Source organism: Saccharopolyspora kobensis, from assembly GCF_900108315.1.
Classification (GTDB): Bacteria; Actinomycetota; Actinomycetes; order Mycobacteriales; family Pseudonocardiaceae; genus Saccharopolyspora; species Saccharopolyspora kobensis.
This window is the reverse complement of sequence record NZ_FNVB01000002.1, coordinates 1,098,599-1,121,998: the sequence shown is the minus strand read 5'-3', so window position 1 is coordinate 1,121,998 and position 23,400 is coordinate 1,098,599. Positions and strand designations below refer to the sequence as shown.

Annotated in this window: 21 protein-coding genes; 15 read left to right on the top strand and 6 right to left on the bottom strand. The window is 70.3% G+C overall.

From position 1 onward, the window contains the following. The first annotated feature begins 15 nt into the window (after positions 1-15). Entirely contained in the window at positions 16-354 is a 339-nt protein-coding gene (locus C4T78_RS04990; RefSeq protein WP_258958321.1) for a hypothetical protein, read from the top strand. Here C4T78_RS04990 and C4T78_RS04985 read toward each other — a convergent pair. Then, complete coding sequence (locus C4T78_RS04985) at positions 327-857, bottom strand: CGNR zinc finger domain-containing protein (RefSeq protein ID WP_093346680.1); 531 nt, start codon at positions 855-857, stop codon at positions 327-329. The two genes, C4T78_RS04990 and C4T78_RS04985, sit on opposite strands and share 28 nt — an antisense overlap. 77 nt (positions 858-934) lie before the next feature. Here C4T78_RS04985 and C4T78_RS04980 point away from each other — a divergent pair, with 77 nt between their 5' ends. After that, a complete protein-coding gene (locus tag C4T78_RS04980; RefSeq protein ID WP_093346682.1) occupies positions 935-1,756 on the top strand; it encodes an alpha/beta fold hydrolase in 822 nt (273 codons plus the stop codon). Position 1,757: 1 nt separating this feature from the next. On the opposite strand, the gene C4T78_RS04975 is transcribed toward C4T78_RS04980, so the two are convergent. Together C4T78_RS04975 and C4T78_RS04970 are read right to left on the bottom strand one after the other, a co-directional pair. Then, a complete protein-coding gene (locus tag C4T78_RS04975) occupies positions 1,758-2,165 on the bottom strand; it encodes a GNAT family N-acetyltransferase (RefSeq protein ID WP_258958320.1) in 408 nt (135 codons plus the stop codon). A gap of 30 nt (positions 2,166-2,195) precedes the next feature. Continuing rightward, positions 2,196-5,156 carry a GH116 family glycosyl hydrolase gene (locus tag C4T78_RS04970; RefSeq protein ID WP_093346685.1) on the bottom strand — a complete coding sequence of 987 codons (2,961 nt, stop codon included), beginning with the start codon at positions 5,154-5,156 and terminating at the stop codon, positions 2,196-2,198. A gap of 333 nt (positions 5,157-5,489) precedes the next feature. Between C4T78_RS04970 and C4T78_RS04965 the strand changes: the two genes are divergently transcribed. Beyond that, entirely contained in the window at positions 5,490-6,827 is a 1,338-nt protein-coding gene (locus C4T78_RS04965; protein ID WP_093346688.1) for an MFS transporter, read from the top strand. Positions 6,828-6,900: 73 nt separating this feature from the next. On the opposite strand, the gene C4T78_RS04960 is transcribed toward C4T78_RS04965, so the two are convergent. Next, the gene (locus C4T78_RS04960; RefSeq protein WP_093348430.1) at positions 6,901-7,380 is read right to left on the bottom strand and encodes an NUDIX hydrolase; all 480 of its coding nucleotides are present in this window, start codon (positions 7,378-7,380) and stop codon (positions 6,901-6,903) included. 60 nt (positions 7,381-7,440) lie between these two features. Between C4T78_RS04960 and C4T78_RS04955 the strand changes: the two genes are divergently transcribed. Then, complete coding sequence (locus C4T78_RS04955; RefSeq protein ID WP_093346692.1) at positions 7,441-8,472, top strand: DNA polymerase IV; 1,032 nt, start codon at positions 7,441-7,443, stop codon at positions 8,470-8,472. On the opposite strand, the gene C4T78_RS04950 is transcribed toward C4T78_RS04955, so the two are convergent. Then, entirely contained in the window at positions 8,469-9,110 is a 642-nt protein-coding gene (locus C4T78_RS04950) for a TetR/AcrR family transcriptional regulator (protein ID WP_093346694.1), read from the bottom strand. The genes C4T78_RS04955 and C4T78_RS04950 overlap by 4 nt on opposite strands. Before the next feature lie 91 nt (positions 9,111-9,201). Between C4T78_RS04950 and C4T78_RS04945 the strand changes: the two genes are divergently transcribed. The 4 genes from C4T78_RS04945 (at position 9,202) to C4T78_RS04930 (ending at position 14,739) form a co-directional block, all read left to right on the top strand. Next, positions 9,202-10,026: an oxygenase MpaB family protein gene (locus C4T78_RS04945; protein WP_235863020.1), complete on the top strand. Its 825-nt coding sequence runs from the start codon at positions 9,202-9,204 to the stop codon at positions 10,024-10,026. Between the two features lie 213 nt (positions 10,027-10,239). Next, positions 10,240-11,961, top strand: coding sequence for a TIGR03767 family metallophosphoesterase (locus tag C4T78_RS04940; RefSeq protein ID WP_093346701.1), 1,722 nt, complete (start codon positions 10,240-10,242; stop codon positions 11,959-11,961). Between the two features lie 78 nt (positions 11,962-12,039). Then, positions 12,040-12,945, top strand: coding sequence for a universal stress protein (locus tag C4T78_RS04935; protein ID WP_093346704.1), 906 nt, complete (start codon positions 12,040-12,042; stop codon positions 12,943-12,945). A 666-nt stretch (positions 12,946-13,611) separates the two neighbouring features. Then, a complete protein-coding gene (locus C4T78_RS04930; RefSeq protein ID WP_093346706.1) occupies positions 13,612-14,739 on the top strand; it encodes an NDMA-dependent alcohol dehydrogenase in 1,128 nt (375 codons plus the stop codon). A 54-nt stretch (positions 14,740-14,793) separates the two neighbouring features. Here C4T78_RS04930 and mftR read toward each other — a convergent pair whose 3' ends face one another. After that, positions 14,794-15,672 carry a mycofactocin system transcriptional regulator MftR gene (gene mftR, locus C4T78_RS04925; protein WP_309599256.1) on the bottom strand — a complete coding sequence of 293 codons (879 nt, stop codon included), beginning with the start codon at positions 15,670-15,672 and terminating at the stop codon, positions 14,794-14,796. Between the two features lie 86 nt (positions 15,673-15,758). On the opposite strand from mftR, the gene mftA reads away from it, so the two are divergent. Genes mftA through C4T78_RS04890 form a run of 7 tightly spaced genes read left to right on the top strand, consistent with a single transcriptional unit; the run spans position 15,759 to position 23,396 of the window. Further along, positions 15,759-15,860, top strand: a complete 102-nt coding sequence (gene mftA / locus C4T78_RS04920) for a mycofactocin precursor MftA (protein WP_093149417.1) — start codon at positions 15,759-15,761, stop codon at positions 15,858-15,860. Next, the gene (gene mftB, locus C4T78_RS04915) at positions 15,860-16,132 is read left to right on the top strand and encodes a mycofactocin biosynthesis chaperone MftB (RefSeq protein WP_093149414.1); all 273 of its coding nucleotides are present in this window, start codon (positions 15,860-15,862) and stop codon (positions 16,130-16,132) included. Before mftA ends, mftB begins: the two co-directional genes overlap by 1 nt. Positions 16,133-16,147: 15 nt before the next feature. After that, the gene (gene mftC / locus C4T78_RS04910) at positions 16,148-17,335 is read left to right on the top strand and encodes a mycofactocin radical SAM maturase (protein WP_093346708.1); all 1,188 of its coding nucleotides are present in this window, start codon (positions 16,148-16,150) and stop codon (positions 17,333-17,335) included. Continuing rightward, complete coding sequence (locus C4T78_RS04905; protein WP_093346710.1) at positions 17,332-19,230, top strand: mycofactocin system FadH/OYE family oxidoreductase 1; 1,899 nt, start codon at positions 17,332-17,334, stop codon at positions 19,228-19,230. The genes mftC and C4T78_RS04905 overlap by 4 nt, the downstream gene beginning before the upstream one ends. Then, entirely contained in the window at positions 19,227-21,176 is a 1,950-nt protein-coding gene (locus C4T78_RS04900) for a mycofactocin system FadH/OYE family oxidoreductase 2 (protein WP_093346713.1), read from the top strand. The genes C4T78_RS04905 and C4T78_RS04900 overlap by 4 nt, the downstream gene beginning before the upstream one ends. Next, on the top strand, positions 21,173-22,111 hold the full coding sequence (locus C4T78_RS04895; RefSeq protein WP_093346715.1) for a mycofactocin-associated electron transfer flavoprotein alpha subunit: 939 nt from the start codon (positions 21,173-21,175) through the stop codon (positions 22,109-22,111). Before C4T78_RS04900 ends, C4T78_RS04895 begins: the two co-directional genes overlap by 4 nt. Next, complete coding sequence (locus tag C4T78_RS04890; protein WP_093346718.1) at positions 22,104-23,396, top strand: FAD-dependent oxidoreductase; 1,293 nt, start codon at positions 22,104-22,106, stop codon at positions 23,394-23,396. Before C4T78_RS04895 ends, C4T78_RS04890 begins: the two co-directional genes overlap by 8 nt. The last annotated feature ends 4 nt before the right edge of the window (positions 23,397-23,400 follow it).

Genomic DNA, 23,400 nt, shown 5'->3' with positions numbered 1-23,400 from the left:
GGCCGGTATCCAGGAGTGTTCGGTTTGGTCAACGGCCTTGCGCGAGACGGGCGGTTGACCGAGGCGCAAGAAGCGTTCCGCCGCACCGCCAATGACTGGTACGAAGCGAACTGCACCGATCCCAGCAGCGTCGACCCGACGGTTTACGACCACCCGGGTGCTACCGCGTGGTTCAAGTCGTCGGCGGTGCACCTGATCGACCGGGTCGCGGGTCATCTCGCAATCCTCGACGCGCACCGGGTCGGCTGGGTCGGGCTGGAGTCCCTGGATCCGGGCCGGATCCGCTACGAGGACGCCCACCAAGTCGTCGCAGTCGCGAGCCAGGGTCAGGTTTCCTTGCGGCGGGCGCGATAGGTGCGCATCTTGTGGCGGGCTCCGCAGATGTCCATGCTGCACCAGATGCTGTTGTTGCCGGGGGAGCGGTCGTAGTAGAGCCAGCGGCAGTCCTCGGCCTGGCAGACCTTGAGGCGCCCGGGTTTCCCGCTCAGGTCCGCCACCACCAGCGCGACCACGAGGTCGCCGATCATCCGCTCCACCGCGCCCTCCCCGCCGACCGGGATCACGATCCGGCCGCGTTGCCACCTCGGTGCTCCGAGCAGGCGGCGGGCGTAGTCGTTGAGCTGCGCGGAACCGGTTCCGGCCAGGTGTTCGCGGATCGCCTCACGGGCCCGGACCAGCTCCAGTCGCGCGGACTCGTCCAGCTCCTCGGCGGCGTCCGGCCGGTCGTGGTCGCGCAGCCACTGCCGGGCGTCCACCAGATCGCGCAGGGCGTCCTCGTCCTGCAGGAATCGCGCGGAGTTGCCGAACGTCTCCACCGGTCGCAGCTCGTCCGGTGCGGGTGGGCGGTCGTATGCCATCCGTCCAGGTTACCGGCTTGTTGACAGAGCCGGTAACGTTACTGGCATAGGGAGTCAGGCGGTAACGGAGGTGTGCGATGGGATGGGAACTTCCGGAGCGGTTCGAGTCGGCGCACGGGACGGTTCGCTGGGCGAGCTTCGGCCAGGGTGATCCGGTGGTGCTCATGCACGGCACACCGTTCTCCTCCTACGTCTGGCGGGACATCGCCGCAGCGCTGAGCAGCCGGTACCGGGTGTTCGTCTGGGACATGCCCGGATACGGGCAGTCGGAGATGCGCGACGGCCAGGACGTCTCGCTGGCCGCCCAGCAGCAGGTGTTCGCGGAGCTCCTGCAGCACTGGGGGCTGGCTGAACCGGCTGTGATCGCGCACGACTTCGGCGGCGCCGTGGCGCTGCGGACAGCGCTGCTCAGCGGGGCTCGCTACAGGCGCTTGGCGCTGGTCGACGCGGTGAGCGTGCGGCCGTGGGGATCGGAGTTCTTCCGGCTGGCCCACGACAACTCCGAGGCCTTCACAGCACTGCCGCCACTGCTGCACGAAGCGCTGGTCCGCCGCTACATCACCACCGCTGCCCACCGGGAGCTGCGTGCCGACGTGCTGGACCACCTGGTGGCACCGTGGCTCGGACCGGTGGGGCAAGCGGCCTTCTACCGCCAGATCGCCCAGGCCGACGAGCGCTACACCCGCGAGGTCGAGGACCGCTACGCCGAACTCGCCTGCCCGGTGCTCATCGCGTGGGGCGATCAGGACCAGTGGCTGCCACCGGCCCGCGCGAAGGACCTGGCCGCGCGCATCCCGCACGCCGAAGTGGCCTGGATCGGCGAGTGCGGTCACCTGGTCCAGGAGGACAACCCGGCGCAGCTGACCGCGCTGATCGCCGGGTTCCTGGCCGCGGGCTAGCTCAGCTCAGCGCGATGAGCCCGGCATCGGTCGGGCGGAAACCGCAGGCGTCGAAGTAGAAACCGCGCAGGTGCGGCTCGAAGTCCACGTGCAACCAGGTGCACCCGGCGTCGGTGGCGCCCGCCGCGGCACGGCGCACCAGCTCGGTGCCGATCCCGCCGCGCTGGTGCGCCGGGTCGACCTTCGGATCGAGCAGGAAGGCGTGATCGCCGCCGTCCCACGCGACGTTGGCGAACCCGATCAGCGCTCCGCCGCCCGCCCGGCCGGTCACCCAGCCCAGGCTGTGCGGCCGCACCCGGTCCCACCAGCCGGGTTCCGGATTTCCGCCGTGCGACAGCGTCAACGCCACCAGCTCGTCATCGGAGGCAGCACCGCGCCACCGGTAGTCGATCTCCATGCGACCGATCATGCCGCGCAGCGCAATCGGATTCGTCCTGGTTCAGAGCTGGACATGCAGCGTTCGACCTGCGGTGAGTGTGAGCCGGTCGGGGAAGGTGAGCACCGGGCGCTCGGGATCCGCGCTCACCGGGACCTCCTCTCCGTCGAGCCACGCTCGTGGTTCGGCACTGATCGCGTCGAGCGCGAGGGTGGTCAGGTGCAGGCGGCCGTGGCGGAGCTCGACGGTGCTGCTCCGATCGGAGTCCGTGCGCTGCTGGCGGTACAGCCCCCAGCCCTCGGCCGTGGTGAAGGCCGCGGCGAAGTTCTCCGGCGTGATCTTGGGCGCGAACCCGAGGTGCCCGCGCGGGCCGTGGTGCTCGAAGCCCAGCAGGCTCGTGTACACGCCGAAGCTCGCCATGGAACGCGCGTAGTGGTCGCTGCACTCGATCTCGTTGTACGGATTCCGGCGCAGCGGGGCGTAGCGGTCGTGCACGGAGCGGGCTATCGCGAGACCTTCGTCGAGCATCCCTTCGGCGATCAAGTGCGCGGCGACCTGGTACTCGATGCCGTGCCAGGCCTCGTTGAAGTAGCTGGTCGACCAGTTCTCGCCCGCCTCGTCGCCGCCGCCCTTCGGCCAGGTGCACATGATCAGGGCCGGTACGTCCTCGTCGTAGAAGATGCGGCCGCCCGCGATCGGGCTGTGCTCCCGGTACTCCATCGGGCGCGGCACGAAGTTGTGCCGCCAGATGCTGCGCAGCGCGGAACGCGTCTCGGCCTCCGGCAGGACGCGCGGCAGGCCGAGCTGCGCCGCCCAGCTCTGGCCGAGCAGCTGGTCGGCGAAGCAACCGCGATTGGTGTTGACCGAACCCGGGTGCGCCGGGTCGAGCTCGTGGACGAAGTACTCGCCGTTGAACAGATCGCGCACGATGATCTCGGCACCGCGGTCGGCCAGCTCGCGGCAGCGCTGCGCGAACCCGTCGTCACCCACCTCCGAGGCCATCGCCGCGGCCGCCCGAAGCGCGGCCAGGTACAGGCCGGACAGCCAGCTGTTGCGGCCGAACCAGGTGGCGTCCTGCGTGTTGGGCTGGGCCCCGTCGAGCACTCCGTCCGGCTCCGCGTCCGAGCCGATCAGGTACTCGACGGCGCGCCGGGTGCGCGGCCAGACCCGCGACAGCCAGCCGGGGTCCGCCGACATCTGGTGCTCGCGGTAGATCCGCAGGATCGTTCCGGCCTGCCCGTCCACCGCCGGGATCCGGTCGGCCTCACCGCGCATGCTCAGCTGCCCGGTGGTGGCGTGGAAGCCGATGCCCAGGTCCACCCGCTCCCGGGTGTCGCGCTCCACGACGGGGAACAGGCGCGCGAGCGCGTGGGCGTAGTGCCAGACGTGCGTGCACGTGCCCGCGCAGCAGTAGGCGCCTTCCCAGCCGTAGAAGCGGCCGTCGGCGAACCGGTAGCAGGTCGAGGTCGACAGGATCGTGGTGTTGGCGGCGACCCGCTCGAGCAACCAGTGCGGCAGCGTCGAATCCTCGTACCAGGTGCGGACCCAGCACGCAGTGCGCTCCAGGAGGTGTTCCTGAGCGCCGGCGAGGTGCTCGATGACCGCTCTGGCGTTGTCGAAGCGGCTCGCGTAGTGCCGGAGCAGTTCGCGGCTGTGCTCCAGGAAGGCGAGTCCCTCCCGGTCGGGCACGGGGAAGAACCACGCCAGCGCGAACCGGACGGTCCGCTCCTCACCCGGCGCCAATGTCACGCTCGCGCTCACCGTGCCCGCGGTGCGCTGGGCGATCCCGTCCACTCCCGAAGGCCCGGGGACAGGGTCCAGCACGTCTTCCGGGGCGTTCCAGGACACCGCGGCAGGGCAGGTGCGGACCCGGTCCGCGCCGAGGACGGCCAGCGCGGCAGTGCCGTTGTCGGGCAGCTCGGACAGCGGCTGCTGAGGTGCGTGGTCGGTGAGCACGAGCTGGTCGACTCCGATGTGGCCCCACGGGCCCGTCTCCTCGTCGACGATCTCGACGACGGCCTCGCGGCCCTGCCACGGCCCGAGGAACAGCACCCGGTCGGCCAGCCGGTCGCTGACCGAACCGGTCGCCGAACCGACGATCCGGCCGTCGACCACGACGTTCAGGCAGCAGGTGCCCGGATAGCTGCCGCCGCTCACGCGGAACCGCAGGTAGTTCCGCTCGATGCGGAACGGCGCGCTGCGCAGCCTGCCGGTGGCGCTGTCGCGGGCACCGGCATCGGTTCCCGGAGCGCTCGCGTGCGAGTCGACCATCCGCATCCCGAACGCACCGGCCTCGCCCTGGTAACCCGGGCGGTCGAGGGTGCGGATCGGGCCGGAACCGAAGGCGTCACCGATCACCGACCAGCCGGCGTAGTCGGGTTTCTCCCAGTCCTCCAGCAGCAGATCCGGGCGCATGCGGTTCTCGACGCTGCCTTCGGCGGCGGCGAACTGCACACCTGTCGCGGAGCCGGTGGTGAACTCCTCGGCGCTGAGCCGCAGCGGTCGGGTGTGCCGGCTGCCGACGCACACCGGGTTCTCCAGGAACCCGCCGATCTCCACCTCCACTGTGGACTGCGAGGTGTTCGTGATGGCGTAGTCCAGGAACACCGCGGGATAGGAGCTGTCGTCGATCTCGGTGGGGACGAACGGCGAGCAGGCGCGCAGCCGGACCCGCGCCTCCGAGCCCGGGTAGTCGACCTCGGCCAGCGGCGGGCGCCCGGTGAACGCCGCATCGGGAAAACCGCGCGCGTCCAGCCACTTCGCGGGCCGCTCACCGATGCGCACCGCGAACCCGTGCTCGAACGGCGAGCTCGGGACCTGCGGGCGGGTGAAGTGCAGGTCGTGGATGGCGGCCGGCGCGGTCCGGTTGTCGACGTCCCAGAGCCACAACCGCCCGTCGCCGCCCAGGTAGAGCTGACCGCAACCGATGCCGCCGATCGGCATCCCGACCAGCCGCAGCTCGGCATCGCGCAGCCGGCGCGGCGTCCCGCGGGCGGAGAGGTCCTGCTTCGGGGCCTGGGACACGGCGCACTCCTTCGTCACGACACGTGCGGGGCGGAGTTCGGGGGAGCGCTCAAGTCTAGGAATCCGCGGCGCCCGGCGGCTGCGGTTCGCCGCCGTGATCAACCGGACGGACGATCGGGCAGGCTTCCCAGCATTCGGGAAGACGTGGCCGTTCCCGGTCCGCGGTGACGGGGACTCCGCCAGGCTTGGCGTTCACGGACTGTTCGCAGGTGTCGGCGGAGCGTGCGCACCCAGGTGAGCATGCCCACGATGCGGGAACCCCATCTCGGCAAGTGGTCGGTCGCGGATTACAGTGCTGTAGTCCGATCGTGTTAACGAGGAGGTTGCGGCGCCATGGCTGTCGGCCACGTCCCAGCACCAGGAGTGCGGGACTCCGGATCACCGGGTGATCCCACCCCGCGGAACTCGACCCGGCAGGTGGTCATCGCCAGCCTCGTAGGCACGTCCATCGAGTTCTACGACTTCTACGTCTACGCGACCGCGGCGGTGCTGGTCTTCCCGCACCTGTTCTTCCCGGCGGGCGACCCGACGGCCGCGACCCTGCAGTCGCTGGCGACCTTCGCGATCGCCTTCGTGGCCCGCCCGGTCGGCTCCGCGCTCTTCGGTCACTTCGGCGACCGCATCGGCCGCAAGTCCACCCTGGTGGCCTCACTGCTGACCATGGGCATCTCCACCGTGGTGATCGGTCTGCTGCCCGGCTACGCGCAGATCGGCGTCCTCGCGCCACTGCTGCTGGCGCTGTGCCGGTTCGGGCAGGGGCTGGGGCTGGGCGGTGAGTGGGGCGGTGCCGCGCTGCTGGCCACCGAGAACGCCCCGCCGCGCAAGCGCGCCCTGTTCGGCACCTTCCCGCAGCTGGGTGCGCCCATCGGGTTCTTCTTCGCCAACGGGCTGTTCCTGCTGCTGTCCGAGCTGATGGACGAGCAGGCGTTCCTGTCCTGGGGCTGGCGGGTGCCGTTCCTGGTCTCCGCGGTGCTGGTGGTCGTCGGCCTGTGGGTGCGGCTGAACATGCACGAGACCCCGGCGTTCTCGAAGGTCGTGGCGCGCAACGAGCGGGCCAAGGTGCCGTTCGCGCAGGTCTTCCGCAGCGACTTCAAGGCCCTGATGCTGGGCACCTTCATCATGCTGGCCACCTACGTGCTGTTCTACCTGATGACGGTGTTCTCGCTGTCCTTCGGCACGGCTGAGACCGGACTGGGCTACGAGCGCTCGTCCTTCCTGATCATGCTGATGATCGGCGTGGTGTTCTTCGGCCTGACGGTGCCGGTGGCGGGCCTGCTGGCCGACCGCTACGGGCGGCGGCCGACGCTGATCGTCACCACCAGCGCGATCATCGTGTTCGGCCTGCTGCTGGGCCCGTGGTTCGGCGCGGGCTCGACCGTCGCGACGGTGTCGTTCCTGATCGTCGGGCTCGGCCTGATGGGCATGACTTTCGGCCCGATGGGCGCGGTGCTGCCGGAGCTGTTCCCCACCGCGGTGCGCTACACCGGCGCCTCGGTGTCCTACAACCTGGCCAGCCTGCTGGGCGCCTCGGTCGCGCCCTACGTCGCGACCTGGCTGGCCAGCTCCTACGGCCTGGGCTGGGTCGGCGTCTACCTCGCGGCGATGGGCGCGATCACGCTGATCGCGCTGGTGATCAGCAAGGAGACCAAGGAGAGCTCGATCGAGGACTGAGCTTTCCTGCGCGGACACTCCGCCCCGCCTGGCTCGACGGCCAGGCGGGGCGGAGTTCGTTCCGGGGCCGTGGTCAGGCCAGCCGACCGCTTTCGCGCAGCGAGTCGAGGAGACGATCGACGAACGCGACCTGCGCCGGGTTGAGCTTCTCCCGCGCGGTGTCCGGATCGCACCACAAGGCGCGGTCGACCTCCGGGAACAGCTGGCGGCGACCGGATCGCGGTGGCCACTCCAGCTCGAACTCGTTGCTGCGCAACGCCGTCGCGTCGAAATCGCCTTCGGCGGCCCAGGCGGTGACGACTTTGCCGTTGCGCTGCTTGACCTCCCCGAGCGCGAGCAGCTCGCGCTCGGACGGCGCGGCACCGGTCTCCTCGGTGAACTCCCGGATCGCCGCCGCCCGCGCGTCTTCGCCGGGTTCGTACTCGCCCTTGGGCACCGACCAGGCGCCCGCGTCCTTGTTCTTCCAGAACGGCCCACCGGGGTGGACCAGCAGGACCTGCGGGACACCGTCGGCCAACCGGAACAGCAGGATGCCGGCGCTTCGCTTGCTCATCCCGCCAGTGTCGCGCACCGAGGTCTGGCGGAAACGGCGGAACCCGTCGATGCTGGCAGCGTGGAACGGGTCGTGCTGCACGTGGATCTTGATCAGTTCATCGTGGCCGTCGAGCTGTTGCGCCACCCGGAGCTGCGGGGACGGGCGGTGCTCGTCGGCGGCAGCGGCGACCCGACGCAGCGCGGAGTGGTGGCCGGGGCTTCCTACGAGGCCCGTGCCGCCGGAGTCCGATCCGGGACACCACTGCGGACGGCGGTCAGCCGCTGTCCCGAAGCGGTGTTCCTGCCCGCGGACAACGAAACCTACCTGGCCGCCTCGGCCGACGTGATGAGCGCGCTGCGCGACCTGGGCGGGCTCCTGGAAGTCGCCGGGTGGGACGAGGCGTTCATGCTCGTGGACACCGAGGACGCCGAGCAGACCGCGCGAGTGGTGCAGCAGCAGGTCCGGGAGCGCACCGCACTGGCGTGCTCGGTGGGCATCGGGGACAACAAGCTGCGCGCGAAGATCGCATCCGGTTTCGCCAAACCGGCTGGGGTGTTCCGGCTGGAGATGGCCAACTGGGTCGAGGTCATGGCCGAGCTGCCGACGGACGCGCTCTGGGGCGTCGGCGCGAAGACCGCGAAGAAGCTGGCGGCCAGGGGAATCGCGACGGTCGGCGATCTGGCCCGCACGAGAATGGCGGACCTGGCGGGCGAATTCGGCCCCAACATCGGGCCGTGGCTGGTCGCTCTCGCGCACGGCTACGACTCGACCCCGGTCAGCGAAGAACCCGAGGAGGCCCGTTCGCACGGTCGCGAGGTGACCTTCCAGCGCGACCTCCGCGATGTCGAGGAGATGCGCGCGGAGGTTCAGCGGCTGTCCCACGTGGTGGCAGCCGACCTCGCCGTGGAGGACAAGGTGGCCCGCCGCGTCGTGGTGAAGGTGCGCGATTCCAGCTTCGCGACGCACACCCACGGCGTAACGCTGCCCAGTCCGACGCGGGACGCCGACGCCCTCGAACGCGCCGCCCGCACGGCGCTGGACCGCTTCCCCCTGAACCGGCCGGTCCGGCTGCTCGGCGTCCGCGCCGAACTGCCCCGGGTCAAGCGCTAGTCGGCCGTGTCCGCGGCCCCGAACCCGGCCGCGATGGCCAGGAAGACCTCGGTGCACCGCTCGACGAGTCCGCGCTCGTCGAGCCGCAGCGTGCCGTCGAGCCAGGCGGTGAGCGCCTGCGCCAGCCCGCCCACCATGAAGTGCGTGGTCAGCTCCAGGTGCGGACTCTCGGTGATCCCGTAGAAGTCCTGCGCCTGACCGCCCAGCAGCGCGGCGAACAGCCGCGAGGAGTCCAGTCGTCGCTGGGCCAGCAACGGGCTGCTCAAGCCGACCGAGAACAGCAGCCGACCGCGGCGCGGATCTCGCGCGACGGTCCGCACGATGTTCTCCAACCCGGCACGAACCTTGGCCCGCTCGTCCGGCCCGGCGGTGGTGACGGCCGCAAGCGTGGTGGTCGCCAGGTCGTCCACCACGTGGTCGTACACCGCTGCGGCCAGCGCGTCGCGGTCGGCGAAGCTCTCGTAGAAGTAGCGCGTCGCCAGCCCCGCCTGCTGGCACGCGCCGCGCACCGTCAGGGCCGGGCCGTCACCGGAGGCGCCGAGCAGGTCCAGCCCGGCCTCGAGCAGCTGAGCCCGGCGTTCCGCCCTGCGGTGATCACCCTGCACCCCGCCGTAGACCCGCAGTGGAGACGTGCCCATGGGCACAATCTTGACAGATCAGCGGGATCGCTGGTTCCCTAACTGGAAACGTGCGTGTGCAGATTTGACCTCGTGCGGAAGGCGGCGGACGGTGACGGCTTCGGCGGACACGACCGCCCGGGTCCGGAACGCGGTGACCGGGGCTGGGCTCCTCGCGGGCAACGCGAACGTGATCATGCAGCTGGCCAGGCCCGGGGTGGGTCACGGCGTGGTCGAGAGCCGGGTGGAGAGCGGTCAGCTGTTCCGCCACCCGATCAAGCGGACCCGCACGACCCTGGCCTACATCGCCGTCGCCACGATGGGCACCGCCCGCGAGCGCGAGCTGTTCCGACGCGGTGTCAACCGCGCCCACGCCCAGGTGCGCTCCACCGACTCCAGTCCGGTCGCCTACAACGCCTTCGACCCGGATCTCCAGTTGTGGGTCGCTGCCTGCTTGTACAAGGGGTTCGAAGACCTCCACCTCCTCTTCTTCGGTGAGCCCGACGCGGAGACCGCCGAGGCGTTCTACCGCGACGCTGCGGTGCTGGGCACGACGTTGCAGGTGCCGCCCGAGGCGTGGCCGAGCGATCGCGCCGCGTTCGAGCGGTACTGGACCGAATCGCTGGACCGGATCGCCATCGACGACACGGTGCGGGAATACCTCCTCGACGTGACGATGCTGGCCTGGCTTCCCCGCCCGTTGTCGGTGCTGTTCGGCCGCTTCAACAGGTTCGTCACGGCCGGATTCCTTCCCGCGCGGTTCCGGGAGGAGATGCACCTGCCCTGGACCGCTCGGGATCAGCGCCGCTTCGACCGGTTGATGGCGGTGGTCGGCGCGATCGTCCGGAACCTGCCGCCCGTGCTGCGGCACTTCCCGTACAACCTGGTCCTCTGGGATCTCCGCCGCCGGATCCGCACCGGTCGACCGCTGGTCTGATCAGGCATCAGGCCGTTCGGTCGGGCTGAACCGGTGATCACCAGCCGCTCGGCCGCGGCACGAGATGCGTAGCCGCATTGGCCACTGTGGACGTTCCGCGGTGTTGCCTTCTGTTCGTGAGCTCGTCACCTGTCTGGGGGTGGACTGCGCCCATCAAACATGAAAGATTTTCTGATCAGTTCGATGATCAGGGCGGATGGGCTGGGGACCGACATGGCAGGGATCAACAGGCGTGGCTTTCTCCGGGCTGCGGGCATCACCGGAGCCGTACTCGGCAGCGGGCTGCTGAGCGCGACACCGTCGTTCGGGAGGGGCGCGAGTCCCCGGCTGGCCTACAGCGCGGGCACCACGCTGCAGGCCGTGGCGCAGCCGGAAGCAGGGGAGGGCTACCGGCGGCTCACGGCAGGCCCGGGCTGGCCGCAAGTGGTCCGCACCGACCTGGTGGTGGGCAGGACCGACCGCGTCGACCGCCGGGTTCCGGTGGTCGCGTTCACCCAGTTCACCGACCTGCACGTGGTGGACGCGCAGAGCCCGGCCCGGTTCGAGTACGTCCACCCGCTGGCCGGTGGCGCGCACCGCCCGCAGGAAATGCTCACCTCGCTCGGTGCTGCACACCTCGTGCGCCGGGTGAACTCGCTGCCCGGAGCGCCGGTGACCGGCCGCCCGATCGACTTCATGATCACCACCGGGGACAGCACCGACAACCACGAACTCGCCGAGCTCGACTGGTACTTCGGCGTGCTCAACGGTGGCCGGGTCACGCCGAACACCGGCGACCGAACCGCTTACGAAGGCGTGCAGGACTCCGGCGATCCGCTGTACTGGCACCCCGACGGTGGCGTCTCGGACCGGTTCCGCGAGCTCGGGTACCCGGTGCTGCCCGGACTGCTCGGTGACGCGCTCCAGCCCTTCGACAGCCCGGGGTTGCGGATGCCCTGGTACGCGGTGTTCGGCAACCACGACAACAGCGTCGTCGGAACGGTGCCGGACGAGCTGATCCCGGGACTGGTCGACTGGTACACCGGCTCGCGCAAGATCATCGGCCGGGACGAGCGGGAGAAGCGCGAGATCGTGGCCCTCATGGAGGGGCGCAGCCAGCAGCGGACGGCCAGCGTGATGACCACCCGCACCGGACTGATCCGCACCGTCACCCCGGACGAACGGCGCCGTCCGTTCAACACCGAGGACTTCATCCAGGCGCACCGGGACCCGGCCAACACCGGCCCGGGCCCGGTCGGCCACGGGTTCGGCGAGGACCACGACGAGCCCTACTACACGTTCCCGATCGCGCCCGGCGTGACCGGCATCAGCCTGGACAGCACCAACACCGCGGGTTTCGCCGAGGGTTCGCTCGGGCTGGCCCAGTTCCGCTGGCTGGAGAAGACGCTCACCGCGGGCAGCTCGGTGTACTACGACGGGCTCGGCCGGAAGCAGCGGCAGTCGGTGACCGACGAGCTGTTCATCCTGTTCAGCCACCACACCAGCGGCACGATGACCGCGCTGCTGCCGGACTTCCGCCGACCCGGCGAGATCCGCAAGAGCGGTGCCTCGGTGGTGCGGCTGCTCAAGCGCTTCCCGAACGTGCTGGCCTGGGTCAACGGGCACACGCACCGCAACACCATCACCCCGCACCACGCCGACGACCCGGCCTGCGGCTTCTGGGAGATCAACACCGCCTCCCACGTGGACTTCCCGCAGCTGGCCCGGATCATCGAACTGGTGGACAACGAGGACGGCACGCTGTCGCTGTTCACCACGCTCATCGAAGCCGACAGCCCGTACCAGGCCGACTACGACGACAGATCCCCGGACGCACTCGCCTCCCTCTACCGGGAACTGGCCTTCAACAACCCGCACACCGACCTGGCCCAGCTCGGCGGACTCGGTGACCGCAACACCGAGCTGCTGGTGCCCGGCCGCATGCCGACCCGGTAGTCCCGGTCTCACCGGGCGAGGTGCGGCGAACTCGCCCACCCTGGTGCTGTCGTCCTGAGCAGCGCTGGGAGGGCCGGGATGAGTGGGTTCGGACGTGTGGTGACCGGGGTCGACGGCTCCGCCGTGGCGCTCAACGCCGCTCGTTGGGCGGCGCGTGAGGCGGCTCGGCGGAGATCCGGGCTGCGGATCGTCTACGCGGACCCCACCACCACGCCCGTGCTGCCGGAGCTGCCCGGCCTGCACTGGCCGAAGGAGCACCGCGAACAGGTGCGCGAGCAGGTCGCGCACTGCCTGGACGTGGCCGCGGGCGCTGCGCGGGAGCAGGCACCGGATCTCGCGGTGGACGCGGCGGCCTGCGCCGGCTCGCCGGTGCTGGTGCTGATCGACGAGTCCCGCGCCGCCGACCTGGTCGTCGTGGGCGACCGCGGCTTCGGCGGGTTCACCGGGCTGCTCGCCGGATCGGTCGCCGTGAAGATCGCCGCGCACGCGAAGTGCTCCGTCGCGGTCGTGCCGGACACCGGCGACCCGCTCAGCTTCCCGGTCACCGGCCCGGTCCTCGCCGGCATCGACGATGACCTCTCCGCCGATCTGGTGCTGGCGCAGGCCTTCGCCGCCGCGGCGCACTGGGACGTCCCGCTGCACGTGGTGCACACCTGGGAAGTCGTCGGTCTCGATCTGAAGTGGTTGCGCTCCCGGTTGCCCAGCGACGTCGTCGGGGACACCGCGGTTCGGTTCGTCGCGGAAGTCCTCGCCGGTTGGAGCGAGCGCTATCCGGACGTCGAGGTGCTCAGGTTCATCGGGCGCGGTACGCCGACGACCGAGCTGCTCTCCCGCGCGCGGGAGGCACAGCTCGCGGTCGTGGGTGCACGCGGCCGAAGTGGCGTTGCAGGTGCGCACCTGGGCTCCACGAGCCACAAGCTGCTGCACCACTCGCCATGTCCGGTGCTGATCGTCCGGGCTCCCGAACCGGCTGGTTCGGTTTGATCCGGTAGCGGGGCGGATGCCCATCGTCGGGGCGTGACCGATCGCGTTCCGCTGGTACTTCGACAACATGGCCGTGCTCCTTCTCCTCGGCGTGACGAGCTTGCCGACTCTGGTCGGCGCGCTCGCAGATGAATCGCGTTCATCATCGAAGCTGGTGATTTTGCGCGTCATACCAATGATTCTCACGGTCCACTGTCGACGGATGTGTCTGCTTCGGTGTCCCGTTGGCGTGCTACCAGTGTTGCAGGAGTCGAACGTGGATTCGAGCGAATAACGGTCGCTCGATGGAGTGATCATCACTGAGCACGTTTCGCTTTTTCGCTGAGACGAAGGAGTTTCGAGTAATCAGGAAGTGGCGGTCGATAAAATCGGTTGCGCTGTAACGCAATCGGCGATCAACTGGGGACGCTTCACATGAGGCGAGTTGCTCGCCGGGGGCAGCGGCGCCTGCTCCCGTTCCGGGATGCACCACTTCCTCCACCGGCCGGTTTCCAGGAATATGCGGAAAGCAGCGCTTCTGGCCAGCGCGGTGGCGCCGCAGCCGGATCCGCGGTGGCCGCGGGGGCGGGGGCGAGCAGCCGGATCCGGACCCTTGACTGAGATCACCCGGCTTCCCATGCTCGGGGAGCCATATGTCCTTCGGTGCCCATTCGACGAGGAGTGGATATGAAGACCAAGGCTGCTCTGCTGCACGGCCCGGGCGAGAACTGGGAGGTCGATGAGATCGAGCTGGGCGACCCCGTCGCCGGTGAGGTGCAGGTGCGGCTGGCGGCATCGGGGCTGTGCCACTCCGACGAGCACCTGCGCACCGGTGCCAGCCCGTCCACGTTCTACCCGGTCGTGGGTGGTCACGAGGGCGCCGGCGTGGTCACGAAGGTCGGGCCCGAGGTCACCGGGTTGCAGGAGGGCGACCACGTCGTGCTGGCCTTCATCCCCGGCTGCGGCACGTGCCGCCCGTGCGCGCGCGGCATGCAGAACCTCTGCGACGCCGGTGCGGGGCTGCTGACCGGCCGGGCGATCTCCGACGGCACCTACCGGACGACCTACCGGGGCGAACCGGTCGTCTCGATGTGCCTGCTGGGCACCTTCGCGCCGTACGTGACGGTCAACCAGGCCTCGGTGATCAAGATCGAGGACGACATCCCGTTGGACAAGGCCGCGCTGCTGGGCTGCGGCGTGTCCACCGGCTGGGGATCGGCGACCGAGATCGGCGGGACGCGCGCCGGCGACACGGTGGTCGTGGTGGGCATCGGCGGGGTCGGCATCAACTCGGTGCAAGGTGCGGCGGCGGCCGGGGCGCGGTACGTGGTGGCGGTCGACCCGGTGGAGTTCAAGCGGCAGAAGGCGCTGGAACTGGGCGCGACGCACGCCTTCGCCTCGATGGAGGAGGCCGCCGGGGTGGTCTCGGAGCTGACCTGGGGGCAGAACGCGAACACGGTGATCCTGACGATCGGGGACACGACCGGCGAGCACCTGCAGCCGGCGGTGTCGATGACCGCCAAGGGCGGGCAGGTGGTGGTCACGGGCATGGGCCACCACGCGCAGATCGATGCCAAGCTCAGCCTCTTCGAGCTGACCCTGCTGCAGAAGCGGGTGCAGGGCGCGATCTTCGGCGGGGTCAGCCCGCGCACCCAGATACCACGACTGCTGGAGCTCTACCGGCACGGCACGCTGAAGCTGGACGAGCTGGTGACCAACACCTACCGGTTGGAGGAGATCAACACCGGCTACCAGGACCTGCTCGACGGCAAGAACCTGCGCGGAGTCGTGGTATACGACGAAGCCGACTACTGAGCGGCCGGGGCCGGGAACCGACACGCGGAAACCGGCCCCGCGAAGCGGTTCGGCTCACGAGTCGGCGAAGGACAGCCCCTGTTCGGCGAGCTCCTCGCCGAGGATCCGGACCGCCTTGGGGCCCACGCCGTGGATCTTCAGCAGGTCCGCCGCAGTCACGTCCGCGAGCTGGGCGTACCGGGTGAATCCGTGGACGGCCAGCTCGCGGCGCGCGACTTTGCCGATCCGGGGCGTGAACTCGGTCTGCACGGCGGGTTCTCCGGTGGGCATCCCGTCCTCCTGACGTCTCGTTTCGGCCGAGGTTAGCTGCTCGCGCCGGGCCGGTCCGGCCCCGGAGAACGCGGCGGCGAGTTCGCGCATCGCCGCATCCAGGAGTTCGGTGAGTTCGGCATCGGGTTGGTCGAGCCACCGCTCGTAGGCGGCGAGTGCCACGCCCAGCGTCGCGTGCGCGATGGTCTGGGGAGCGAGTGCGCCGGCCGGTTGCCCGGTTCGTTCGCCGACGAACTCGGCGATGACCTCCCGCCAGGCTTGGAAGCGCAAGGTCGAGTGGGCTTGCAGCGCCGGGACGCCGAGGATCAGCCGCATCCGCCGCCGGTGCGCCGGTACCTGCTCGGACGGCACCCGGTTGAACTCGACCAGGCAGCGCCGGATGTTGTCCATCAGCGGGATTCCGCTGGGGGCGGCGTGCAGATCGGCGCGCAGCCGGGCCAGCTCGGCGTCGAAATCACCCCACGGCACGTCGTTCTTGGACGGGAAGTAGTGGAAGAACGTCCGGCGCGCGATGCCCGCGGCCCGGGCGATGTCGGTGACCGTGGTGTTCTCGAAACCCTGCTCGTCGAAGAGGTCGAAGGCCACCTGCTCCAGCTCGGCGGCGCTGGTGACCCTCCGTCGCCCACCGCTTCGCGCGGTTGCTCCAACGGTGTTGCTTCCCAAGAGGTCCTGCTCCAGGTCTTCCAAATCTGCACCGGGTGCAAATACGGTGTCGGCGGTGGATCGGTCAACGTCGACAGGAGCATCCCATGGCTGAGGAACAGGTCGAAGCGGGAACCACCGAGCCGGTCGTCGAGGAGGAGCTGCTCGTCGAGGAGGTCTCGATCGACGGGATGTGCGGGGTCTACTGATGGCCACCGCGGCGGAGTTCGACACGAGCCTGGGCTACCGGTTGAATCCGCAGGTCGCGCTGCGCCCCGAACCGTTCGGGGCGCTCGCGTACCACTTCGGCAACCGGAAGTTGTCGTTCTTGAAGGTCCCCGAACTGGTGGAGCTGGTGCGCGGATTGGGTGAGCACACCAGCGTCGAGGAGGCGTTGCTGGCCGTGCCGCAGGAGCGCCGGCCGCAGTTCCGGCGAGCGCTGGCCTCGCTGGCCGCCTCGGACATGATCCGGCCCCGTTGACGGAGTGGAGACGACGTGACCGCGGTGGAACCGGTGCCCTCCCTGGTCGAGCAGTTCAAAGGCGGGCTGGACGCCCCGATCTGCCTGACCTGGGAGTGGACGTACGCCTGCAACCTCGCCTGCGAGCACTGCCTGTCCTCCTCGGGGAGGCGCGATCCGCGGGAGCTGAGCACCGCGGAGATGAAAGCGGTGATCGACGAGCTGCAGCGGATGCAGGTGTTCTACGTCAACGTCGGCGGTGGTGAGCCGACGGTCCGACCGGACTTCTGGGAGCTGCTGGACTACGCCGTCGAGCACCAGGTGGGCGTGAAGTTCTCCACCAACGGCCTGCGGATCGACCGCGCGCGGGCCGAACAGCTCGCCGCCACCGATTACGTGGACGTGCAGATCTCGCTGGACGGTGCCACCCGGGAGGTCAACGACGCCGTCCGCGGGCCGGGTTCGTTCGACATGGCGATGCGGGCGTTGCGGAACCTCTCGGCCGCCGGCATGCGGGACTTCAAGATCTCGGTCGTGATGACCAGGCAGAACGTCGCGCAGCTGGACGACTTCCTGGCGATCGCCGATGAGTTCGGCGCGCAGTTGCGGATCACGCGGTTGCGCCCGTCGGGGCGCGGCGCGGACGTGTGGGACGAGCTGCACCCGACCGACGCCCAGCAGCACGAGATCTACGCCTGGCTGATCGAGCACGGCGACCGGGTGCTCACCGGCGATTCGTTCTTCCACCTCAACGCGCTGGGTTCCACTCCGCTGCCGGGGCTGAACCTGTGCGGCGCGGGCCGGGTGGTGTGCTTGATCGACCCGGTGGGTGACGTCTACGCCTGCCCGTTCGCGATCCACGACGTGTTCAAGGCAGGCAACGTCCGGGACGCGGGTGGTTTCGCCCGGGTGTGGCGCGAATCGGAGCTGTTCACCGAGCTGCGCCGTCCGCAGTCGGGTGGTGCCTGCCGGTCCTGCTCGGCGTTCGACGCCTGCCAGGGCGGCTGCATGGCGGCGAAGTTCTTCACCGGACTCCCGCTCGACGGCCCCGACCCGGAATGCGTCAAGGGCCACGGTGAGACGGCTCTGTCCGTCGTGGACAGAGGCGGGTTGCCGAAGCCGTCGCAGGACCACTCCCGATCCTCGCGGCGCAAGGTGAGCCTCGGGTTGCCCCTGGTGCCGGCCAAGCCCTGCGACTCCAGCCCGCTGGCGGCCGGTGCATGAGCCTCGCGGAAGGTGTGCGGCTCGGTTCTGCCGAAGCACCGTCGCGGGTGCTGTTCGGGCCGCACGAGACGAACTTGGGGCGCGGGCGGGCGATTTCGGACCGCCACGTCGCCTACTACCGGGCGCGTGCGGCCGGCGGTGCCGGTGTGATCGTCACCGAGACAGCCAGCGTGCACGCCTCGGACTGGCCCTACGAGCGGGCGCCTCTGGCCGCTGAGTGTGCCTCGGGGTGGGCGGCGGTCGCCGAGGCGTGCCGACCGCACGGAACGATAGTTCTCGCTGGTCTCGGCCACTCGGGATCTCAGGGCTCGTCGGCGTTCTCACAGCAGGTGTTGTGGGCGCCGTCGCGCGTGCCGGACGTGGTCAGCCGTGAGCTGCCGATGGAGGTCGAGCAGGGCCAGATCGATGCGCTGGTAGCCGGGTTCGCCGCCGCGGCGCGTTCGGCAGTGCACGCCGGATTGCACGGGGTGGAGCTGGACGCAGGACAGTTCTCCCTGCTGCGGCAGTTCCTCTCCGGGCTCACCAACCAGCGCTCCGACGGCTACGGCGAGGACCGGGTGCGGTTGTTGCGCGAGGTGCTCGCCGCCGTCCGGGACGCGGTCGGGGACGGTGTCGTGGGGCTGCGGTTGTCCTGCGACGAACTCGCTCCGTGGGCGGGCATCACCCCGGAACAGGCCGCCGGGATCGCGCGGTCGGTCGCCGACCGCATCGACTACCTGGTGGTGGTGCGCGGTTCGGCGATGGCGACCTCGGCGACCCGCCCGGACCTGCACACCGAACCGGGCTTCAACATCGATCTCTGCCGCCAGATCCGCGAAGCCGTGCGCACCGAGAAGCGCCCGCCCCAGGTCGTCCTGCAGGGCAGCGTCGTGGACCCGGCGCAGGCGAAGTGGGCTTTGGACGACGGCGTCGCGGACCTGGTCGAGATGACGCGGGCGCAGATCGCCGAGCCGCAACTGGTCGAGCTGGTGCGATCCGGACGTCCTGAGCAGGTCAGGCCGTGCGTGCTGTGCAACCAGAAGTGCCGGGTGCGGGACAACCGCAACCCGATCGTCTCCTGCATCGGCGAGCCGTTCAGCGGACACGAGGCCACCGAGGGGGCCGCTGCTCCTGCTGAACCGCGCGACGTGCTCGTCGTCGGAGGTGGCCCGGCCGGGATGGAAGCGGCGCGTGTTCTGGCGCTGAACGGGCATTCGGTGGAGATCGTCGAGCGAGGTGACAGGCTGGGCGGGTCGTTGCTGCTCGCCGCGCAGGTCGGTGGCCGGGCGAGATTGCAGCTGCTCGCGGACTGGCTCGAGGCGGAGGTGCGCCGGCTCGGAGTGCGCGTCACTCTCGGCACCGAAGCGGACCTGACCAGCCGGGACGCGGTGATCGCGACCGGCTCGAGGCCGGGCCCGCGCGCCTATGAGGACTTCGGCGGCACGATCGTCGACGTCACGGCAATGCTGGCGGACGACGTGCTGCCGGACGGTCCGGTCGTGGTGTTCGACCCGGTCGGCGACGCGGTGGGCGTCGGTGTCGCGGAGCTGCTCGCCGAGCGGGGGCGGGACACCTCCATCGTCACCCAGGACCAGGTCGTCGGCACGCAGCTCGCGCTGACCGGAGACCTGGCCGACGCCAACGGACGCCTGCAGCGCGCCGGTGTGCGTCTGGAGAAGCGCTCGCTGCTGCGCGAGGTCCACCCCGACCACGTGGTGCTCGAGGACGTCTTCACCGCTCAGCGCCGCGACGTGGCCTGCGCGGTGGTCGTCCACTGCGGACACCGGCTGCCCAACCCGGAACCGGCCGGAGCAGTGCGGGCCGGGGACTGCGTGGCGCCCCGCACGATCCACGAAGCGATCCTCGAGGGCCGTCGCGCCGCGCACCGGATCACCGCGCTGGAGGGCGCGAGATGAGCGAACACCGCTATCTGTTCTCACCGCTGCGGATCGGGCCGCTGACCGTCCGCAACCGCATCGTGTTCTCCGCGCACCTGACGAACTACGCCCAGGACGGAGTGCCGACCGACCAGCACGCCGCGTACTACGCGGCCCGTGCCGCGGGCGGCGCCGGGCTGATCATCACCGAGGAGCACTCCACCCACCCGACCGACTGGCCCTACGAGAAGCTGATCCACGGCTTCCGGCCCGAGGTGGTGCCCGGGTACCGGCGGATCACCGAGGCCGTCCACGCCCACGACGTTCCGATCCTCGCGCAGCTCAACCACAACGGCGGGCAGGCGTCCTCGATGTATTCGAGGCTGCCGGTGTGGGCGCCGTCGGCGGTGCCCGACCCGATGTTCCGCGAGGTGCCGAAAGCGATCGACGTGCACGAGATCGCCGAGGTCGTGGCCGGTTACGGCACCGTGGCCGGGCATTGCGCGGACGGCGGTTTCGACGGTGTCGAGCTGCAGTGCTCGCACTCCTCGATCGTGCGCGGATTCCTGTCCCCGGCGACGAACGTGCGCACCGACGCCTACGGCGGTCCGCTGGCCAACCGCGCTCGCATCCTGCTGGAGATCATCGACGTGGTCCGGGAGGCGATCGGCCCGGACCGGGCGCTCGGCGTCCGGCTGTGCGGCGACGAGCTGATCGAGGGCGGCACCACCATCGACGAGGCCGTCGAGGTCGCGCGGATGGTCGAGGCCACCGGGAAGGTCGACTACATCAACACCTCGATCGGCGTGGCCACCTCCACGCTCTACATGATCGAGGCGTCCATGACGATCCCGCCCGGGTACGCGCTGTTCATCTCCAACGCGATCCGCCGCGCCGTGGACCTGCCGGTGGTCGGCGTCGGCCGGATCAAGGATCCGCTGCAGGCCGAGCGCGCGCTGGAGGAGGGGCACTGCGACCTGGTCGGTGTGGTGCGCGGGCAGATCGCGGACCCCGATTTCGCGGGCAAGGCCCGTTCGGGGCACCGCGGCGACATCCGGACCTGCCTGTCGTGCAACCAGGAGTGCGTCGGGCGGATGGGCCTGAACCGCTGGCTGGGCTGCATCGAGAACCCGCGCGCCGGACGGGAGTCCACGCCGCTGCCGATGCCGCGGCTGCGCAAGCGGGTGCTCGTCGTCGGCGGCGGGCCGGCGGGCCTGCAAGCTGCGGCGACGGCCGCCGAGCGCGGCCACCACGTGACCCTGTTCGAGCGGGAACCGTCCACCGGTGGACAGGTCGCGGTGGCGGCGACCGTGCCCAGCCGGGCGGAGTTCCTCGACGTGGTGCGCAACCTCCGCGCGGAGTGCGAGCGCTTCGGCGCGGACATCAAGACCAACGTGGCGGCCACCGCCGAGATGCTGCGCGGCGAGCGCCCCGACGTGGTGGTGCTGGCCACCGGCGCCCGTCCGCAACCCGTGCACTGGGCCGGGGGCGCGGAGCGCGTCGTCGACGTCCGCGACGTGCTGGAGGGCCGCGCCGCTCCCGAAGGCGATGTGCTCGTGGTCGACGAACTCGGCTTCCACCAGGCCGCTTCGGTCGCCGAACTGCTGGCCGACCGATGTTGCCGGGTGCAGATCAGCACGCCGGGCATGGTGGTCTGCCAGGACCTCGGCGTGACCCTGGACATGGAGACCTTCAACATCCGGGCGCACGCGAAGGGCATCGTCCAGCGCACTGACGAGGTTGTGATGTCCGCGGCCGCTGAAGCCGGTGGGGTGGTCCTGCAGATCCTCAAGCACACCACCGGGAACATGAGCGAGGAACGCTTCGACTGGATCGTCTGCGCAACTCACCAAGCACCCGAGGACGAGCTGTGGCAGGAGCTGAAGGACGCGCCGTTCGCAGTTCACCGGATCGGTGACTGCATCGCCCCGCGCCGCGCGCACGCCGCGGTCGTCGAAGGACACCGTTTGGCGGTGGGCTTGTGACCGGGCTTCCCGATGTGCTGGCCGTCGTGGTCGTCCGCGACGCAGTCCTCCCCAGCGGCGCCGACGAAGCCGTCGCCGAGTGCGGGGGAGCGGTCCTGCTGGTCGGGACGGGCACCCGGGCGGCTGCTCGCGAGTTGATCGCCGCTCGGCAGGTCTGGACGAGCGAAGTGCCACGAGTCGCGTTCGGCGCATTGGCCGAGGCACTGGCACCGGTGCTGCGCAGCGTTCCGGTGGTGCTGCTTCCGGCATCTCCCGACGGGCGTGATCTCGCAGCGCGGCTCGCTTTCCGCGCAGACCGGCAGCTGTTCGCCGGTGCCAGCCGGTGCACCGCCACGCACGTCGAGCTGTCCCGGGTGGACGACCGGCTGGCCGTGGATGTCGAGTTCAACGGCCCCGTCGTGGTGACCCTCCAGCCGAACGCGCGCGGCGTGCCCGAACCGGTGCCGAGCCCGGAACCGGTGGAGCTGCCGGTGACGCTGCCCGAGGACGTCCTCGACGCGGAGACCGCGCAGATCCTTGACCCGGACCCGGAAACCGTCGAACTCACCGAAGCCCAGCGGATCCTCGGCGCGGGTGCCGGCCTGGTGCGGACAGGGGAGGACGGCTCCGCGGTGATGCGCACCCTCACCGAAGTCGCCGCCGCGCTCGGCGCGTCGGCCGGTGCGACCAGGGTCATCACAGATGCCGGGTGGGCGGGCCACGACCGCCAGATCGGCACCACCGGGGTGGTCGTCGATCCCGCCCTCTACATCGCGTTCGGCGTCTCGGGCGCGGCCCAGCACGTCGGCGGGCTCGGCAGGCCCGAGCACGTGATCAGCGTGAACACCGACCCTTCCTGCCCGATGACGGCGATGGCGGACCTCGGCATCGTCGCCGACGCCCCCGAGGTCCTGCGCGAACTCGCCCGCCGACTGAACGGAGCCGCCGATGAGTGAGCGGGTGGACGCGGTGGTCGTCGGAGCCGGTCCCGCCGGTTCGGCGGCCGCACTGGAGCTGGCCCGCGCCGGGCGCAGCGTCGTCCTGCTGGAACGCGGCCCGTTCCCCGGTGCCAAGAACGTCTACGGCGGAGTCGTCTACGGGCGGGTCCTCGACGAGGTCCTGCCGAACTGGTGGGAAGAGGTGCCCGTGCAGCGCTGGGTCACCCGCCGCGGCACGATGGTCCTGACCGACACCCAGGCGCTGACCATCGACTTCCGCACCCAGGACTGGGCGGGCGCACCCCACAACGGCATGACCACCTACCGCGCCGACTTCGACTCCTGGCTCGCTGGCAAGGCGGTGGACGCCGGAGCGCAGTTGGTGACCTCGACCGTGGCCACCGAGCTGCTGCGCGACGGCGGGCGCGTGGTCGGCGTGCGCACCGACCGCCCGGACGGCGACATCCGCGCCGACGTGGTCATCGCCTGCGACGGGGTCAACTCGTTCCTCGCCAAGCAAGCCGGGCTGCTGCCCACGACCGACGCCGCGCACCACACCCTCGGCGTCAAGGAGACCCTCGCGCTGCCCCGGAAGAGCATCGAGGAGCGGTTCGGCCTGCGCGGCGACGAGGGCGCGGACTTCGAAGTCCTCGGCTGCACCGGGGGCATCCCGGGCGGCGGGTTCGTCTACACCAACCGGGACGCGATCAGCGTCGGCGTCGTCCTGTCGCTGACCGGGCTGGCCGAATCGGGCCGCCGCCCCGAAGACGTGCTGGCCGACTTCAAAGCCCATCCCGGCATCGCCCCCTACCTGCGCGGTGCCGAGCTCAAGGAGTACTCGGCGCACTTGATCCCCGAAGGCGGCTACCGCAGCATGCCGCCGCTGAGCACCGACGGCATGCTGGTCGCGGGTGACGCAGCGGCGATGTGCCTGGCGGCCGGGATCTGGCTGGAGGGGGTCAACTTCGCCATCGGCTCCGGGCTGGCGGCCGGTCGCGCGGCAGCCGAAGCCATCGCCGCCGGAAGCAGGGACCTGTCCGGCTACCGCAAGCGGCTGCAGGACAACTTCGTGCTCACCGATCACAAGAACCTGCAGCGCGCACCGCACCTGGTGCTCTCCGAGCGGGTTCAGCGCCAGTACCCGAAACTGCTCTGCGACCTGGCCCAGGAGGTCTTCACCGTTCGCAACCCGGAGCCGAAACCGGGTCTGCGCAAGCTGTTCCGCCGCACGGCGGCCCGGCACGGCATCCGCCTGCGCGAACTAGCCGCGGACGCCTGGGCGGGATTCCGGACCTTCGGGTGAGGAG